General features: G+C 67.1%; 16 protein-coding genes. 8 read left to right on the forward strand and 8 right to left on the reverse strand.

From position 1 onward, the window contains the following. Positions 1-26: 26 nt before the first annotated feature. Entirely contained in the window at positions 27-632 is a 606-nt protein-coding gene (gene pdxH / locus N825_RS14395; protein WP_037452854.1) for a pyridoxamine 5'-phosphate oxidase, read from the reverse strand. Positions 633-734: 102 nt separating this feature from the next. Between pdxH and N825_RS14400 the strand changes: the two genes are divergently transcribed. After that, positions 735-1,205, forward strand: coding sequence for an RT0821/Lpp0805 family surface protein (locus N825_RS14400; RefSeq protein ID WP_037452856.1), 471 nt, complete (start codon positions 735-737; stop codon positions 1,203-1,205). A 130-nt stretch (positions 1,206-1,335) separates the two neighbouring features. Then, positions 1,336-2,250, forward strand: a complete 915-nt coding sequence (locus N825_RS14405; protein WP_037452863.1) for a DnaJ C-terminal domain-containing protein — start codon at positions 1,336-1,338, stop codon at positions 2,248-2,250. Positions 2,251-2,354: 104 nt separating this feature from the next. Here the strand turns inward: N825_RS14405 and N825_RS14410 are convergent, their stop codons facing one another. Next, positions 2,355-2,861: a hypothetical protein gene (locus N825_RS14410; protein WP_037452866.1), complete on the reverse strand. Its 507-nt coding sequence runs from the start codon at positions 2,859-2,861 to the stop codon at positions 2,355-2,357. A gap of 278 nt (positions 2,862-3,139) precedes the next feature. Here N825_RS14410 and N825_RS14415 point away from each other — a divergent pair, with 278 nt between their 5' ends. Next, on the forward strand, positions 3,140-3,439 hold the full coding sequence (locus tag N825_RS14415; protein WP_037452869.1) for a hypothetical protein: 300 nt from the start codon (positions 3,140-3,142) through the stop codon (positions 3,437-3,439). Between the two features lie 69 nt (positions 3,440-3,508). On the opposite strand, the gene N825_RS38895 is transcribed toward N825_RS14415, so the two are convergent. The 3 genes from N825_RS38895 to N825_RS14430 form a co-directional block, all read right to left on the reverse strand. Next, positions 3,509-3,649 carry a hypothetical protein gene (locus tag N825_RS38895; protein WP_157619200.1) on the reverse strand — a complete coding sequence of 47 codons (141 nt, stop codon included), beginning with the start codon at positions 3,647-3,649 and terminating at the stop codon, positions 3,509-3,511. Between the two features lie 753 nt (positions 3,650-4,402). Next, positions 4,403-5,410, reverse strand: a complete 1,008-nt coding sequence (locus tag N825_RS14425) for a C-terminal binding protein (protein WP_037452875.1) — start codon at positions 5,408-5,410, stop codon at positions 4,403-4,405. 18 nt (positions 5,411-5,428) lie between these two features. Next, positions 5,429-6,370, reverse strand: coding sequence for an SMP-30/gluconolactonase/LRE family protein (locus N825_RS14430; protein ID WP_037452878.1), 942 nt, complete (start codon positions 6,368-6,370; stop codon positions 5,429-5,431). 130 nt (positions 6,371-6,500) lie between these two features. Here N825_RS14430 and N825_RS14435 point away from each other — a divergent pair, with 130 nt between their 5' ends. The 5 genes from N825_RS14435 (at position 6,501) to N825_RS14455 (ending at position 11,279) form a co-directional block, all read left to right on the forward strand. Further along, positions 6,501-7,550, forward strand: a complete 1,050-nt coding sequence (locus N825_RS14435) for an Ldh family oxidoreductase (protein WP_037452881.1) — start codon at positions 6,501-6,503, stop codon at positions 7,548-7,550. 97 nt (positions 7,551-7,647) lie between these two features. Further along, positions 7,648-8,487 carry a universal stress protein gene (locus N825_RS14440; RefSeq protein ID WP_037452889.1) on the forward strand — a complete coding sequence of 280 codons (840 nt, stop codon included), beginning with the start codon at positions 7,648-7,650 and terminating at the stop codon, positions 8,485-8,487. A gap of 34 nt (positions 8,488-8,521) precedes the next feature. Next, a complete protein-coding gene (locus N825_RS14445; protein WP_037452891.1) occupies positions 8,522-9,448 on the forward strand; it encodes a ribokinase in 927 nt (308 codons plus the stop codon). Between the two features lie 101 nt (positions 9,449-9,549). Further along, positions 9,550-10,731 carry a M20 aminoacylase family protein gene (locus N825_RS14450; RefSeq protein ID WP_037452893.1) on the forward strand — a complete coding sequence of 394 codons (1,182 nt, stop codon included), beginning with the start codon at positions 9,550-9,552 and terminating at the stop codon, positions 10,729-10,731. 2 nt (positions 10,732-10,733) lie between these two features. Continuing rightward, positions 10,734-11,279, forward strand: a complete 546-nt coding sequence (locus tag N825_RS14455; protein WP_037452896.1) for a protease complex subunit PrcB family protein — start codon at positions 10,734-10,736, stop codon at positions 11,277-11,279. Between the two features lie 27 nt (positions 11,280-11,306). Here N825_RS14455 and N825_RS14460 read toward each other — a convergent pair whose 3' ends face one another. The 3 genes from N825_RS14460 to N825_RS36520 all read right to left on the reverse strand — a co-directional run bounded on the left by N825_RS14460 (position 11,307) and on the right by N825_RS36520 (position 15,562). Next, a complete protein-coding gene (locus N825_RS14460) occupies positions 11,307-12,131 on the reverse strand; it encodes an MBL fold metallo-hydrolase (RefSeq protein ID WP_037452898.1) in 825 nt (274 codons plus the stop codon). 112 nt (positions 12,132-12,243) lie between these two features. Beyond that, positions 12,244-12,594, reverse strand: coding sequence for a hypothetical protein (locus N825_RS14465; protein ID WP_051512361.1), 351 nt, complete (start codon positions 12,592-12,594; stop codon positions 12,244-12,246). Positions 12,595-12,730: 136 nt separating this feature from the next. After that, positions 12,731-15,562: an ATP-binding protein gene (locus N825_RS36520; protein WP_198038324.1), complete on the reverse strand. Its 2,832-nt coding sequence runs from the start codon at positions 15,560-15,562 to the stop codon at positions 12,731-12,733. Between the last annotated feature and the right edge of the window lie 173 nt (positions 15,563-15,735).

The following is a 15,735-nucleotide window of genomic DNA, read 5'->3' on the forward strand; positions in this document are numbered from 1 at the left end:
CGATCCGCCACGTCGTGGGGAATGTCCTAGGGAAAGAGCCGCTCCGTTGTCCACCCCGGTTCGGCATTTTCGGATGGCGTCCGATGGAACACCACACGATCGTGGAGGCGGAAAGGCCGGTCCTGCCAGAACTCGATCCGCCTCGGCAGCACCCGGAAGCCCGACCAGAACTCCGGCCGCGGGATGGTGCCGACGGCGTGGCGGGCGGTGAACTCCGCCACGCGCTTCTCCAACTCCCAGCGGCCCTCCAGCGGGCGCGACTGCCGCGACGCCCAGGCGCCGATCTGGCTGCCGCGTGGCCGGCTGTGGTAATATTCATCCGCCTCGGCGTCGGTGACGCGCTGGACGGCGCCTTCGACCCGGACCTGGCGCTTGAGGGACTTCCAATGGAAGCACAGGGCGGCGTTGGGATTTTCCGCCAGTTGACCGCCCTTGCGGCTTTCCAGGTTGGTGTAGAAGACGAACCCCTCGGGATCGAGCCCCTTCAGCAGCACCATACGGACCGAAGGCAAGCCCGCCGCGTCGGCGGTCGCGAGCGACATGGCGTTGGGGTCCTCGGGTTCGGACTTCTCCGCCTCGGCCATCCAGGCGCGGAACAGGCCGAAGGGATCATTCGAATTCGTGTCAATCATCTGTGATGCCGGTCATAGGTTCGGACGACAACGGAATATACATCAATCTGACCGATACCAGTGTCCAGGATGCTGGTATTTCCACGAGGCTTGGTAGGAAAGATGCTCAAGAAAATCGTTCCACCACTGCTGGCGCTGACCCTGGTGACCGGCTGCGCCGAAGGTTATGGCCCCAAGCAGGGCATTGGCGCGCTGGGCGGCGCCGCCGCTGGCGGCTTGCTGGGATCGACGATCGGCGGGGGCACCGGCAAGCTGGTCGCCGTTGGCGCCGGTACGCTGTTGGGCGCCTTTCTCGGCAACGAGGTCGGATCCTCGCTCGACCGCGCCGACCAGGCTTACGCCGGCCGGGCGGTGCAAAAAGCTTACGTGGCCCCGATCGGGCAGAAGATCATCTGGAACAACCCCCAGAGCGGCAACTCCGGCGTGATCACGCCGACTCGGGAGGGTCACGATCCCAGCACCAACGCCTATTGCCGGGAATACCAGCAAACGGTTACTGTCGGCGGGAGAACACAACAGGCCTTTGGTCAGGCTTGTCAGCAACCGGACGGCACTTGGAAAATCGTGAGTTGAACCGCACGTATCCAGGATCCGCGCCTTCCGGCGGATCGATGGCCTGACCAGGCGGCCGCCACCCATCCGGGATGGCGGCTGTCCGCCGTAGCGCCGACTATTTGACAGGATATGTGACCTCGTGGCCGTCATGCGCGACCCTTATCAGGTCTTGGGATTGACCAAGTCGGCCTCCGCCGAAGAGATCAAGCAGGCTTACCGACGCCTCGCCAAGCAGTTCCACCCCGATCTCAATCCGGGCCGGCCCGACATCGAGCAGCGTTTCAAGGACGTCTCGGGCGCTTACAACCTGCTGTCCGACGCGGAGAAGCGCGGCCGATTCGACCGGGGCGAGATCGACGCGAACGGCAACGAGCGGCCGATGCACCGGGCCTATGCCGGCGGCGGCGCGCGCGGGGCCGGCGGCGATTATGGCGGCTTCGACGCCGAGGACATCTTCTCCGACCTCTTCGGGGCCGGGCGCCGGCGTGGCGCCGCGGGCGCCGCGGGGGGCGGCTTCAAGTCGCGCGGCACCGACATCGCCTATTCGGTCACCGTACCGTTCACCGAGGCGGCGCTGGGAACGAAGCGGCGGATCAACCTGTCCACCGGCAAGAGCATCGACGTCGCCATCCCGCCAGGCACGGAGGATCAGCAGAAGCTGAGGCTGAAGGGCCAGGGCATGAGCGGCATCGGCGGCGGTCCCGCCGGCGACGCGATCATCGAGGTGCATGTCGAGGCGCACCCCTTCTTCGTCCGCAAGGACCAGGATATCCATCTGGAGTTGCCGATCAGCCTGCCGGAGGCTGTGCTGGGCGCCACCATCAAGGTGCCGACCTTGGACGGCCAAGTCGCGGTCAAGGTTCCACGGGGCTCGAACACCGGTGGGACGCTGCGGCTGAAAGGCAAGGGCATCGCCGATCCCAAGGGCGGGCCATCGGGCGACCAGTACGTGAAGCTGAAGGTGTTCCTGCCGGATCCGCCGGACGCCGAGTTGTCGACGTTCCTGGAGCGCTGGTCGAAGGACCGGAGCTATGACGTGCGGAAGAAATTCGGGATCGGCTGAGGCTGGGCTGGGCTGGGCCAAGCTACAGTGGATGTTTCCAGCGATCGGGGGCGGCGGGGTGGAAACTCCGTCGCCCCTTCCCTTTCCCGGAGCCGTGCGTCAGCTTATTCGATCACGCGGATCGACGGGCGGGTCGGACGGGTGGGCTCGTCGTCGCGGACCGGCCGGGGAGCGCGGGACCGGGGAGCCTGCTGGCTCATGGTCGGATCGGCGACGGCGCTGCCGGTATCGATCAGTTCGCGCAGGCGGCGCTCGGCCCGCTCGACCGTGCTGAAGATGCGGGTCTCGCCAGCGTCGATGGCGGCGAGCAGGGCACGCAGCATCTGGCGCATGCGCTCGTTCTCGCCTTCCAGCTTGGCGGCGGCCCCGCGGGCGACCCGCAACTCCTGCGCTTGGCGCTCGACCACGGCGGCCAGTGTCTCGATCTGGGTGATCAAGCCACTGTTGCCCGGCCGGTCACGTCCAGCGCCTTCGAGACGGGCCAGCGTATTGTTGAATTCGTCGAACAGGGCGTCGTCGCCGCCACGGTGGTAGTCGGCCGTGCGGCGCGATGCGGAACTTCCACCATCCAGATCGGCGCCCCGGGGGCGGATTTCAAAACTGCCCGACACTTTCGTCTCCAATACCCGTTTGACGGAGTGCCCGTCCCCTGGAGACAATTTTAGGGCCTGGATAGTCAACAAGCGGTTAAACGACAGCGGTTCAAGCGTCTCATCATCGCCGCAATTTCGGCCGATACCCTATGGCCTAAGGAAGGGGTCGGCGCTGGTACATAGGCGCTCTGGCAACGGCTTGCGGACTTGACGAGCGCGCCGCGAACCGCGCTTATTCCAATCCAAGGGTTTTGATCGATACTCAATGAAAACAAGGAACAGGTCGGGCTGAGATCATGATTTACGCGACAGCGAGTGCCTGGGCACAGGATATCCGGCAGCGGTTCAACAACACTCCGTTCAACATCGGGCCAGTGGCCAACCTGATCGGTGCGCTGGGTCTGATCTGCTTCGCCTTCGTGGGGGTCACGCTGTGGCTGGACCAGACCCGCTCGGCCTTCGTGGCCTTGGCCGCCGTCGTGATCCTCGCGGTCGGGTTGATCATGTTCGGCACCTCGATCGTGCTCCGCGCCGGATTGCCGCATGCGGCGCCGGCGAAGAAGCCGGCGGCGCTGGCGCACCACGCCGCCGAGTGAGCCTCCCGGCGAGTGACGGGGCGGCGGCCACCGGCTGATCGGCCCCCTCCCCGTCGCGCCGGCCGCTCGTCACACCTCGCGCCCACCATTCGCGGGTGTCGACGCGAAGACCGTGGTGATGAAGACGACCACGACCACGCCGAAGAACGCCAGCGCCGCGACCGGAGTATGGAACACCAACAGCGCCACGGTCGCCAGCGATAGAGCCAAGAATTTCCACATAGTCGCCTTGCCAATTCCATTATCGATAGTAGTACATCCACCCCGAGTCAGGGTGTTGCTTGACCTCATTCCAAGATGGTGGCTTTTCGGTGTCTTGCAGATGTGGTGAATATTAAATTCCTGTCATTAAGCACTCATTCACCAACATTTGGATACTTTGCTCCTACCGCCATGGAGCAAATTGGAATGCCAGTCAGCAGCTATCTCTTGAATCCGATCCGGAGCCTTGAGGAGGTCCGATCGGAACTGATCCGCGACGAGTCGCGGATCGATGTGGACGATGACGCGCGGAACGCCGCAGAGGCCGTCGGGAGCGCGCATGGGGATCTAGCCCGCAGCCTCATTGATCCATGAGAAACGGCTGCTCATCGCCCATGGAGAAGAGACACCGGAACACCAGCACCGCGATGCGTCGGCTCATTGATGAGGCACGCGGCGACTCTCGGCCATCCGTGGACGGCGACACCGTTTTCAATCGCCTGATCGACAGGTACGAAACCATGGCCAACGAAGGCGATGCGCGGCGACGCAATGCCGGTTTAGCGCCTTGGCCACCTCAGAACTGGAAACGATCGGCGACTTCATGGCAGGGGAAAATCCCCATCGGGCGATGACCTTCTTGCGGGAGTTGCGGGACTACTGTTCCCATCGCGCGCGTCAGCCATGCCGCGCGCGATGGGAACAGTCTGCCATGACGAGCGACATCGCCGATGATGGGGACACCAAGGCGGTTAGCCTGGTTCAGGCCTTGACCCTCGCGTCGTTGACGCGGTTGATCGGCGCGCCGGCCAGGGCGGCAATGGCGGTTTCCGCGGATTTGCGGCGGAGGTCGACGATGCTGGAGGGGCTGTAGAAGGCGGCGTGGGGACTGAGCAGGAGGCGGCCGGCGATCCAGGGTTCGCGGGCCGCCCAGGCGCGGATCAGGGGATGGTCGGGTTCCGCCGGTTCGACCGGCAGCACGTCCAGCGCGGCGCCTCCGAGCTTGCCGTCCTTGAGGGCGGCGTGGAGGGCGTCAAGGTCGACCACCGCGCCGCGGGCGGTGTTGACCAGGATCTGGCCGGGCTTGGCGGCGGCCAGGGCTTCGGCGTTGATCATGCCGCGGGTCGTACCGGTCAGCGGGCAATGCAGGCTGACGATGTCGGAGCGGGACATCAGGTCGGCCAGCGAGTTGGTCCGCTGGAAGCCGAACGACAGTTCGGTGCCGGTCGGCAGGGCCGGATCGTAGAACAACACGTCCATGCCGAAAGCCCGGGCCCGGAGCGCCGCGGCGGTGCCGATGCGACCCAATCCCACGACCCCGAAGGTCAACCCGCGCATGCGGCGGACGAGGGGCGGCTTCTCGAATCGCCAGCCGCCCACCGGGTCGGCGCGCAGGTGTTCGTCATAGCTGGCGACCCCCCGCGTCAGCGTCATCATCATGGCGATGGCGTGGTCGGCCACGTCGGTGGTGCCATAGTCGGGGACGTTGCAGACGGGGATGCCGCGCGCGGCGGCCATGTCGACGTCGATGTTGTCGAAGCCGACACCGGCGCGGACGATCACCTTGCAGCGCTCAAGCCAGTCCAGCCACGGGCCGCGATACTGGATCACGTGATAGCAGATCACCGCGTCGCAGGCGCGCCAGCTCTCCTCCGGCACCTCCGTCTCGCGGGTGGCGCGGTGGACTTCGAAGGTGACGCCGGCTCCGGCGGCGGCGCGCTCGATCTCGGCGTCGTCGAGGAACTGGGCGTCGGGGATGAGGATTCGCATTCTGGTGCCGTCCCTGCCTTAGAAGTAACCGGCGCCGTTGGCGCCGACATAGACACTGTAGAGCGACGTGGTTCCGGTGATGAACAGACGGTTGCGCTTGGGTCCGCCGAACGCGACGTTGGAGACCACCTCGGGGACCAGGACCTTGCCGATCAGGTCGCCGTTGGACGAGTAGCAGTGGACGCCGTCGCCGGCGCTGGTCCAGACGTTGCCGTCGGTGTCCAGCCGGAAGCCGTCGGCCAGGCCGGGGCTGATTGTCGCGAAGATCCTTCCTCCCGATAGGCCGCCGGACAACGTGCCCGACGTGGACACGTCGAAGGCGCGGATGTGGTGCGGACCGTCCGGGGTGTGCGAGGCGCCGGTGTCGGCGACGTAGAGGATGTGCTCGTCCGGCGAGAAGGCGATGCCGTTGGGCTTGTCGAAGTCGTCGGCCACGACCGTCAGCGCGCCGGTGTCCGGATCGATCCGGTAAACGTGGCAACCATCCTGTTCCATCTCGGCCTTGTGGCCCTCGTAGTCGGTCAGGATGCCGTAGGGGGGGTCGGTGAACCAGATCGAGCCGTCCGACTTGACCACCACGTCGTTGGGCGAGTTGAGGCGACGGCCCTTGTGGCTGTCGGCCAGCACGGTGATGGTGCCATCGAACTCCGTCCGCGTGACGCGGCGGGCGCCATGCTCGCAGGTGACCAGCCGGCCCTGGCGGTCGCGTGTGTTGCCGTTGGAATTATTGGACGGGTCGCGGTAGACGCTGACGGCTCCGCCCTCCGGCGCGCCGGAGACCCAGCGCATCATGCGGTTGTTGGGGATGTCGCTCCACAGAAGGTAGTTGCCATCGCCGAACCAGACGGGGCCTTCCGCCCAGCGCATTCCCGTGTGCAGGCGTTCGAGCCGGACATTGCCCAGCGCGTAACGCTTAAACCGGTCATCGATGACTTTGAACGGCCATTCCTTGAGATCCATGATTTCCCCCCGGGCTGAACTTCTTGGCGTCGGTTTTTTGTTGCCAGCACGGACGATCCGCTGCCCCATACGCGGCGTCAACCCGTAAACTTCGCATAGTAGAATCAAGAAGATGTCAGGAGGGTTCAGCATGCCCCGCTTCGCCGCGGATCAACTGGTCGGCTACGCCGGCTCCCTGTTGCGGGCCTCCGGCCTGTCAGCCGCCCGCGCCCAAACGATAGCCGAGATCCTGGTGGAGGGCGACCTGTTCGGCCACACCACCCACGGGCTGCAACTGCTACCCGGTTACCTGAAGGAGATCGACTCCGGAACCATGACGGTGACCGGCGATCCCGAGACGCTGGCCGATACCGGCCCGGCGATCACCTGGGATGGCCGCCGCCTGCCGGGTCCGTGGCTGGTCGTCCAGGCGCTCGACCTCGCCAGCCAGCGGGCGGTCCAATACGGCACCGCCACGGTGGTGATCCGGCGCAGCCACCATATCGCCTGCCTCGCGGCGTATCTGAAGCGCGCGACCGACCGTGGACTGGCGATCATCCTGGCCAGTTCCGACCCGGCCGGCGCCAGCGTCACGCCCCATGGCGGCGTCGGCCGGCTGATGACGCCCAACCCGCTGGCGGCGGGCTGGCCCACGGCCAGCGGGCCGGTGCTGCTGGACGTCAGCATGTCGACCACGACCAACGGCCTGACCAACCGCTGCCACGCGGAGGGCAAGCCCCTGCCCCACCCATGGCTGATCGACGGCCATGGCGAGCCGACCGCCGACGCCTCGGCCTATTTCGCCGATCCGCCCGGCGCCATCCTGCCACTGGGCGGCTTGGACCTGGGGCACAAGGGCTACGCGCTGGGCCTGATGATCGAGATGATGACCTCGGCGCTGGGCGGGTATGGCCGGGCCGATGGCGAGACCGGCTGGGGTGCCGCGGTCTTCCTCCAAGTGTTCGATCCCGACGCGTTCGGCGGGCGCGATGGCTTCCTGCGCGAGACGAGTTGGCTGGCCGACGCCGCCCGCGCGATCCCGCCGCGTCCGGGAGCTCCCCCCGTGAGGTTGCCGGGTGAGGCCGGCCTGAAGCGGCGGGCGGAGCAGCTTAGGGCCGGGGTGGAGCTGTATGGCGGCATCCGGGAGGCGCTGGAGCCCTGGGCCAAGCGCTTCGGGGTCGAGCCGCCACCGGAGGCGTGAAGCCGGGAGTATCGGGCTTCGCTTGATCCTGATCAATGAACCGACCGGTCCAAGGGCGGATGCTGTTCCCCTGTGAAAAAGCGAGGGGAGACATGCCATGGCGCTCAAGAACCTGTTGGTCGTCGTCGACAATGGCAAGCAGGCCGCCGCCCGCATCGACGCCGCGGCGGCCCTGGCGGCCCGGCACGACGCCCATTTGACGGGACTGTTCATCATCGCGCCGCCCGTCCTGCCGAGCTATGTCGCGGGTGAGCTGGGGGAGAGCGTCATCGCCCTGCAACGGCGACTGGCGCAGGAGAACGCCGACGAAGCCGGCGCGCTGTTCCGCCAGCGGGTCGAACTGGCGGGCATCGGCGGCAGGGCGGAATGGCGGGCCTTGCGCGGCAACCCGACCGAGGTCACGGAGATCGTCGGGCGCTACGCCGATTTGGTGATCCTGGGGCAAGTCGATCCCGACGAGCACCGCGATGTTCCGCCGATCCACCCGGAGGACGTCCTGTTCGACTGTGGCCGGCCCGTCCTGGTGGTGCCTTACGCCGGCCGGTTCCAAACCATCGGCGATCAGGTGGTGGTCGGCTGGAACGCCAGCCGCGAGGCGGCGCGCGCGGTCAACGACGCCATGGCCCTGCTGGAAACCGCCAGGAAGGTCAGCGTGCTGGCGGTCAACCCGAAGAGCGGCCTGAATGGCCTGGGCGACGAGCCGGGCGCCGATATCAGCCTCCATCTGGCCCGGCACGGCGTTCCGGTCACGGCCGACCACATCAAGGCGAACGGCATGGATCCGGGAGACATGATCCTGAACTACGCCACCGACATGTCGGCCGATCTGCTGGTGATGGGCGCATATGGGAGGTCTCGGCTGCGCGAACTGGTCTTGGGCGGCGTGACGCGTCATATTATGCGCCACATGACCATCCCGGTGCTGTTCTCCCACTGAGCGGCGCCGGCGCGCACCTCGGAATGGGACCACCATGATCGTTGTTTTCGGCTCGCTCAACATGGACCTCGTCATGACGGTCCCCACGTTACCGAAGCCGGGCGAGACGGTCCTGTGTCCGGGATATCAGTTGAAGCCGGGCGGAAAGGGGAACAACCAAGCGATCGCCGCCGCCCGCGCCGGGGCGCCGGTCGCCATGGCCGGCTGCGTCGGCCCCGACGCCTTCGGCTCGGGTCTGATCGAGAACCTGGTGCGGAACGGCGTCGACACGACGGGCGTCCACGTCGCGGAGGAGGCGACCGGCTGCGCCATGATCTGCGTGGACAAGGCCGGCGAGAACTTCATCTCGGTCGCCAGCGGCGCCAACCTGACGGCGTCGGCGGCCCGCGTCCCCGACGAGGCGCTGGGATCGGGCACCACGGTGCTGATGCAGATGGAGGTCCCGGCGGAGGAGAATTGGGCTCTGATCCGGCGCGCCCATGGGCTGGGCGCCCGCACCGTCCTGAACGTGGCGCCGGCCGCCGACGTGCCGACCGAAATCCTCAAGCTGGTCGACATCCTGATCGTCAACGAGCACGAGGCCGCCGAGATCGCGGCGCGGCTGGAACTGACCAGCATCTCGGAGATGGGGCTGGCCCGGGACCTCGCCCGCACCTGCGGCGTCACCTGCGTCGTCACGCTGGGCGGGGCCGGCGCGCTGATGGCCGAGCCCGGCGGCGCGCTGTGGACGGCGGCGGCGCTGAAGATCTCGCCGGTGGACACCACCGGGGCCGGCGACGCCTTCTGCGGCATCCTGACGGCGGCATTGGACGCCGGCATGAGCCCGGAGGACGCCCTGCACCGGGCCAGCGTCGGAGCCGCCATCGCCTGCCTGGGACTGGGCGCGCAGGAAAGCTTGCCGACCGCCGAGGCGATCGACGCGCGGTTGGCCGACGTGTCGGCGCCGCTCCGCCTATCCTGACGGGGCGCGCATCCCGAACCGGGCCTCCTATCCCGATCCTCATCCGTCTGCTAACGTGCGGGTCATCCGGCCGGAAACCCAGCACCTGACAGAGACGACACATGCCCATCATCAATCGCATCGCCGATTTCCACGATGAGATGACCGCTTGGCGGCGCGACCTCCACGCCCATCCCGAGACCGCCTTCGAGGAATTCCGCACGTCCGGGATCGTGGCGGCGAAGCTGGAGGAATGGGGCATCGCCGTTCACCGGGGCCTGGGCGGAACCGGCGTCGTCGGCACGCTGAAAGCGGGAAGCGCCTCGGGTGCCGAACGGGTGATCGCGTTGCGCGCCGACATGGATGCGCTGAATATGCGCGAGGAGAACGACTTCCCTCACGCCTCCACGGTTCCCGGCAAGATGCATGGCTGCGGCCATGACGGCCACACCACCATGCTGCTGGGAGCGGCGCGCTATCTGGCCGAGACCCGGAATTTCGACGGCACCGTCCACTTCATCTTCCAGCCCGCCGAGGAGGGCAAGGGCGGCGCCCAGAAGATGGTCGAGGATGGCCTGTTCGACCTGTTCCCGGCCAAGGGGGTCTATGGCATGCACAACTGGCCGGAGATGCCGTCCGGTTCGATCGCGGTGCGGACCGGGCCGATCATGGCGGCGGCCGACCAGTTCGACATCACGGTGCGTGGCAACGGCGCGCATGGCGCGATGCCCCATCACGGCATCGATCCGGTGGTGGTGGCATCCCACATCGTGACGGCGTTGCAATCCCTGGTCAGCCGCAACACCGACCCGTTGCGCTCGGCGGTGGTCAGCGTGACCCAGATCCACGGTGGCTCGACCTATAACGTGATCCCGTCGGACGTGACCCTGAGCGGCACCGTGCGGACCTTCGAGCTCGCAGTGCAGGATCAGGTCGAGGCGGGGTTGAATCGGATCGCGACCGCCACGGCGGAGGCTTTCGGCGCGCTGGCGGAGGTCGATTACCGCCGGAACTATCCGGCCACGGTCAACACGGCCGAGGAGACAAGCTTCGCCGGCCGGGTCGCCGCCGAGGTGGTCGGCGAGGCCGGAGTGATTTATGATCCGGCGCCCAGCATGGGAGCGGAGGATTTCGCGTTCATGCTCAACGAACGGCCGGGCTCCTATGTCTGGATCGGACAGGCGGGCGGGCCCAGCGCCTGCATGGTCCACAACCCGCGCTACGACTTCAACGACGAGATCCTGCCCATCGGCGCCAGTTACTGGGCGAAGCTGGTCGAGACCGCCCTGCCGCGAGCCGCCTGAACATGCGTCACATCTCCAACGCGGCGTTCGGGGGCATCCTGCTGTCCGCCGCCAGCCTGCCGATGACCGGCTGCACCACCGCGATGAACCTGCTGGCCGGCGAACCCCTCTCCAACCCGGAGGGCGCCGAGATCGCCCAAGCTCCGCCCGGCATCAACGGCCAGTTCGAGTGGACCGGCACACAGGGCTCCGTCCAGGGCCGCACCACGATCGTCGCCCGCACCCCCGAGGAATGGGCCAACCTGTGGCAACTGGCGAACGAACCGATGCCGGGTCCGCTGCCGGCGGGCTGGATGGGCATCGGCGCCTTCCTGGGCATGCGCCAGACCGCCGGCTATTCGGTCGCGATCGAGAACATCGCCCAGCAGGTCATCACCGACCAGAGGCTGGTCGACCAAGGCCTGCCGAGCAGCCGGGAACTGGTGATCTCGTTCGGCGAGCGCATCCCGGCGCCGGGCGGCATGACGGCGCAGATGCTGACCTCGCCCTATGTCATCCGCATCATCCCGCGCGACGATTCGCCGGTGCGGTTCGTTCAGACCCGCTAAGGACGAGCGTGGGGGAAGAGGCCGCCGTCACGTCAGGGTGACGGTGGTTCCCTCGCGGGCGGCGAAGACGGGGGACCAGACCGACTGGGCTTCCGCCTCCAGCCGGGTCATGACGGCGTCGTCGTGGTCGGGCTCGTGGTGGAACAGGGCCAAGCGGTTGGCGCCGGCCATCTGGCACAGCTTGATGCCCTCGACCCAGGTGGAATGACCCCAGCCGGCCTTGCAGGCGAACTCCTGCTCGGTGTAGGTCGAGTCGTAGATCACCAGATCGGCCCCCTCGATCAGGTCGAGGATGTTGCGGTCGGGCGAGCCGGGAATGTGCTCGGTATCCGTGACATAGGCTAGCGACTGGCCCTCGTGGTCGATCCGGTAGGCGCAGGCGCCGTCGGGATGATTGAGGGCGGCCGTGCGGACATGGATGTCGCCTTCCAGGATAAGCGTGTCGGCCGGTCGGAAGTTCTCGAAGGTGAGGTCGGCCTTCATGGTCCGCATCGGCACAGGGAAGAGCGGCGGCTCCATCTGGCTCGCCAGGATGGAATGGATGTTCGGGCAGCCCTTGAAGCGCGCCGCCATCACCCGGAACGAGAATTCCGGATTGTAGGCCGGCTGGAAGAACGGCATCCCCGCGATGTGGTCGAGATGGAAATGACTGAGCAGGACCGTGGCGTCACGCCCCGGGCGCTTCATCATGTCCTTGCCGAGGCCGCGGAAGCCGGTGCCGCAATCCAGGATGATGGTCCGGTCGCCCACCGTGACTTCGACACAACTCGTGTTGCCACCGAACAGCACATGCGTCGGTGATGGACAGGGAATTGTGCCGCGCACCCCCCAGAAGGTAGCACTGAACGCCATGGCAAGCCCGTGGTGGCAAAAAGTCGAACGCGTAATCTACCACTTCACGCGCACCGCCATAGTGACGCGGATCACAACTTTGGACAACCGACGAAAATGGTATGGCGGTCCCTCACCCCATGATGGTGGTGGTTTTGAGGGTCTCTTCCACAACCGCCGGATCGATGAACAAGCTCGCGATGAAACCGGTGACATAGAAAGCGGCTCCCTCGTCCCACCGCGTCAGGTGATCGGCGAGGAACGGTTGCCTGCGCAGGGCGGCCACGAGGGCGCTGGTCATGGCGTTGATGAACAGGAAGCCCGCCAGCATGACGGGGAACAGCTGGGGCGGCCACAGCGAGGCCAGCAGCAGGGACAATCCGGTCAACATCGCGAACCTAACCAACGCGCGGTTGTTCGGATCGGTGGGTTCGGGATCGCGGCGCCGGTTGGTATCGGACCGGTTGGTATCGGAGTCGAACATCTGTCGTCTTCCCAATGCCGGGGTCGGATTGGCGTGTCGTCGCCAAGGATCTATCGTCCCAGATTGGCCCGGACATGCCGAAAAACAAGCCCGGACGCGCTTGCCCGGGCTTGGGGTCCCCCTGGTGGGATAGGCGTCAGAAACAGGCGATCAGGGCACGCTTGAGGTCGTCGGGGTTGACCGGCTTGTGCAGCAGCCTGCATTGCGCCTTCTGGACCTCGATCAGGCGCTCGGGCGAGGTGTCGCCGGTCATGACGATGCCGGCGATCTCGGAGTGCGGGTGGTGCTGGCGGACCAAGTCGATCACCTCGGCTCCGGTGGCGCCGTTGGGCAGGCGGTAATCGGTCAGCACCAGATCGAGCGGCCGCTCCAATTCGGGCAGCAGTTCGGCGACCTCGTCCAAGCCGCCCGCCTTGACCACCCGCATGCCCCAATCCTCCAACACCATGTGCAGGGCGGTCAGGACGGCGTGGTCGTCATCGACCACCAGGATGTCGCGGTCGGCCAGGATGCGGTCCTGCCATTGCTCCGGTCCACGCCAGACCTTCTCCGGCTGTTTGACCGGCTCCGCCGAGATCGGCACGGTGACGGTGAAGATGGATCCCTCCCCCACCTTGGACCGGACGCGGATGTCGTGGCCGAGCAGGCGCGCGGTGCGGGCGACGGTGCCCAGGCCCAAGCCGATGCCCCGGCTGCGGTCGCGGGCTGGATTGTCCAATTGGAGGAAGTCCTGGAAGATCGCCTCGGTCTGGTTTTCCGGGATGCCTGGTCCGGTGTCGGCGACATGGATTTCCACCGCGTCCTCGTGCCGGACGCATTCCAGCAGGATGCAACCGCGCATGGTGAACTTGACGGCGTTGGACAACAGGTTGCGCAGGATCTGCTCGAGCAGGACCGGGTCGCTGAGCACCGCGACCTTGGTCGGGCGCACCTCGAACATCAGGCGGGCCGCCGTGGTCTGGCCCTCGAACTCGGCGGCCAGCGGCTCCAGCAACTCATCTAGGTTGAAGGGCTGGATCACCGGCTTGACGATGCCGGCGTCCAGCCGCGCCGCGTCGAGCAGGCCGTTGAGCATGCCTTGCAGGCCCTTGACCGAGACGTCGATCATGCCGATCAGGTCGCGGGCGTCAGGCGGCAGGGTCTTGTTGTTCAGCAGGTCGAGGAACAGCGAGACGGCTTGGATCGGCTGACGGAGATCGTGGCTGACCGCCGCCAGGAAACGGGTCTTGGCGGCGCTGGCCTCGGTCGCGGCGTCGCGCGCGCGGCGCAGCTCCTGTTCGGCCAGCCAATCGACCGTGATGTCGCGGATGATCCCGACCATCCGCTGCGCGGTCCCGTCGGGACGGCGGATGACCTCGCCGACCGAGGCGATCCAGGCGATCCTGCCTTCGGGGTGGACGACGCGGAAGATGTGGTTCCAATCCGACCGGCCGGCGGTGGCGTCGTCCAACCCCTGTCGGAAGGCCTCGACATCGTCGGGATGGACGCGGTCCAGGAAGGGGTCGATGCTCGATCCGATCTCGCCCGGCTGGAAGCCGAACAGGCGGTCGACGAGCACGGAGCGGATCATGGCGCCGCTGGCTGGGTCGTACTCGAACTCGCCCAGTGCCGCCGCTTGGGTCGCCAGCCGCAGCCGGCGCTCGCCGTCGCGGACCGCCCGCTCCGCCTTGGCCCGCTCGACCGCCTCGCCGATCAGTTCGGCCACGCGTTCGGCCATGTCGATCTCGTCGTTGTTCCACTGGCGGGGCTGGCGGTCGTGGAGCGAGCAGAGCGCCAGCAGCCGGCCGGAGCGGGTCAGCGGGACGGCGAGCAGCGACCGGGCGCTGATCCGCTCGAACGCGGCGACGCCACTGGCGGTGCGCTCGTCTATCCGGACATCCTCCACCACCAGGGTGTGGCCGCGCTTGAGATGCTCCATGGCCTCCGGACCGAAATCCGACAGCCGGATATCGGCCGGCACCTCGTTCACGCCGTCGCGGAACTGGCGGAAGCCGGTGATGGTGAGGCGCCCGGGATCGATCTCGGCGAAGACCATGCGCGACACGTTGAAGTGGCGGCCCGCCAGAACCAGGGCCACCTCCATCATGTCGGTCGGATCGACCAGCAGCCGCACCGCCTCGTTGAGGTCCGCCATCAGCCTCTGGCGTCCTTCGTGCTGCTTGCGCGACGTGATGTCAGTCTCGATGATGCCGAGACCGTCCGGCGAGGGATAGACGTGGTATTCCGACCATTTGCCGAGCCGTGGGTGGAAGGCCTCCGCGTGGACCGGCACCTGCTCGCTCTCCGCCCGGTGGGCGGCGGCTTGGAGGGGGCTGCCGATCGCCTCGGGGAACAACTCCCAGAACGAACGGCCGATCATGTCCTCGGGTGCCAAGCCGCAGGCCTCGGCGGCCATGCGGTTGACCCGGGTGAAGCGCCAGCCGTGATCGACCGACATGAAGGCGTCGGTCAGGCTGGACAGGACGGTGTTGAGGGTCGAGCGCGCCGTCGTCGCCTCGACCACCGAGACGAAGGCAAGCGACGCCGCGGCCATCAGGGCCTCGATGGCGCCGCGCAGCTCCGGTGCCGCCGTTTCGTCCAAGAAGGCGGCGAGCCGGTGGGTCGGATTGCCCAGTCGGTCGGTGACCGCGACCATCAGGAGTTCGCCGGCGAGGCTGGCGCCGGAAGCGCGGCTGGCCGAACCCGGTCCACCGATCAGGTCCACCGCGACGGCGCCGTCGCCGCGCGGGAAGCCCGGCGCTTTCCCGTTCGGGACACCCTTGTGGGCGCCATTGTGGGGGCCGTGGACGCGGAACAGGGTTTCCAGCGGGCAACCGGCGGGAAGGTCGGCGCCGATCCGCGCGGCCAGTTCGATCAGCGCCGGGTTGGCGTGCAGCAGGGGTGATCTGGCGGTGTCCCCGGCGGGACCGGCGCCCGCCACCAGCATCGGCACGGGCGCCCGCACCAGGACCATGAGGGCGTCGGGCAAGGGAAGGTCGGGGGATTTGGACTCCCCGCGCGGACCCGGACCAAGCTGGGCGCGGTCATGACGCCGCTCGTTGGAGGAACTCCCTGGGACCGCGTCTCCTGCGATGGTATCTGCCATAATCCGAATGGGCCCGAGGAACCAAATTTCGCCTACACCGCGATTTATAGCCTATA

Source organism: Skermanella stibiiresistens SB22 (genome assembly GCF_000576635.1).
Lineage (GTDB): Bacteria > Pseudomonadota > Alphaproteobacteria > Azospirillales > Azospirillaceae > Skermanella > Skermanella stibiiresistens.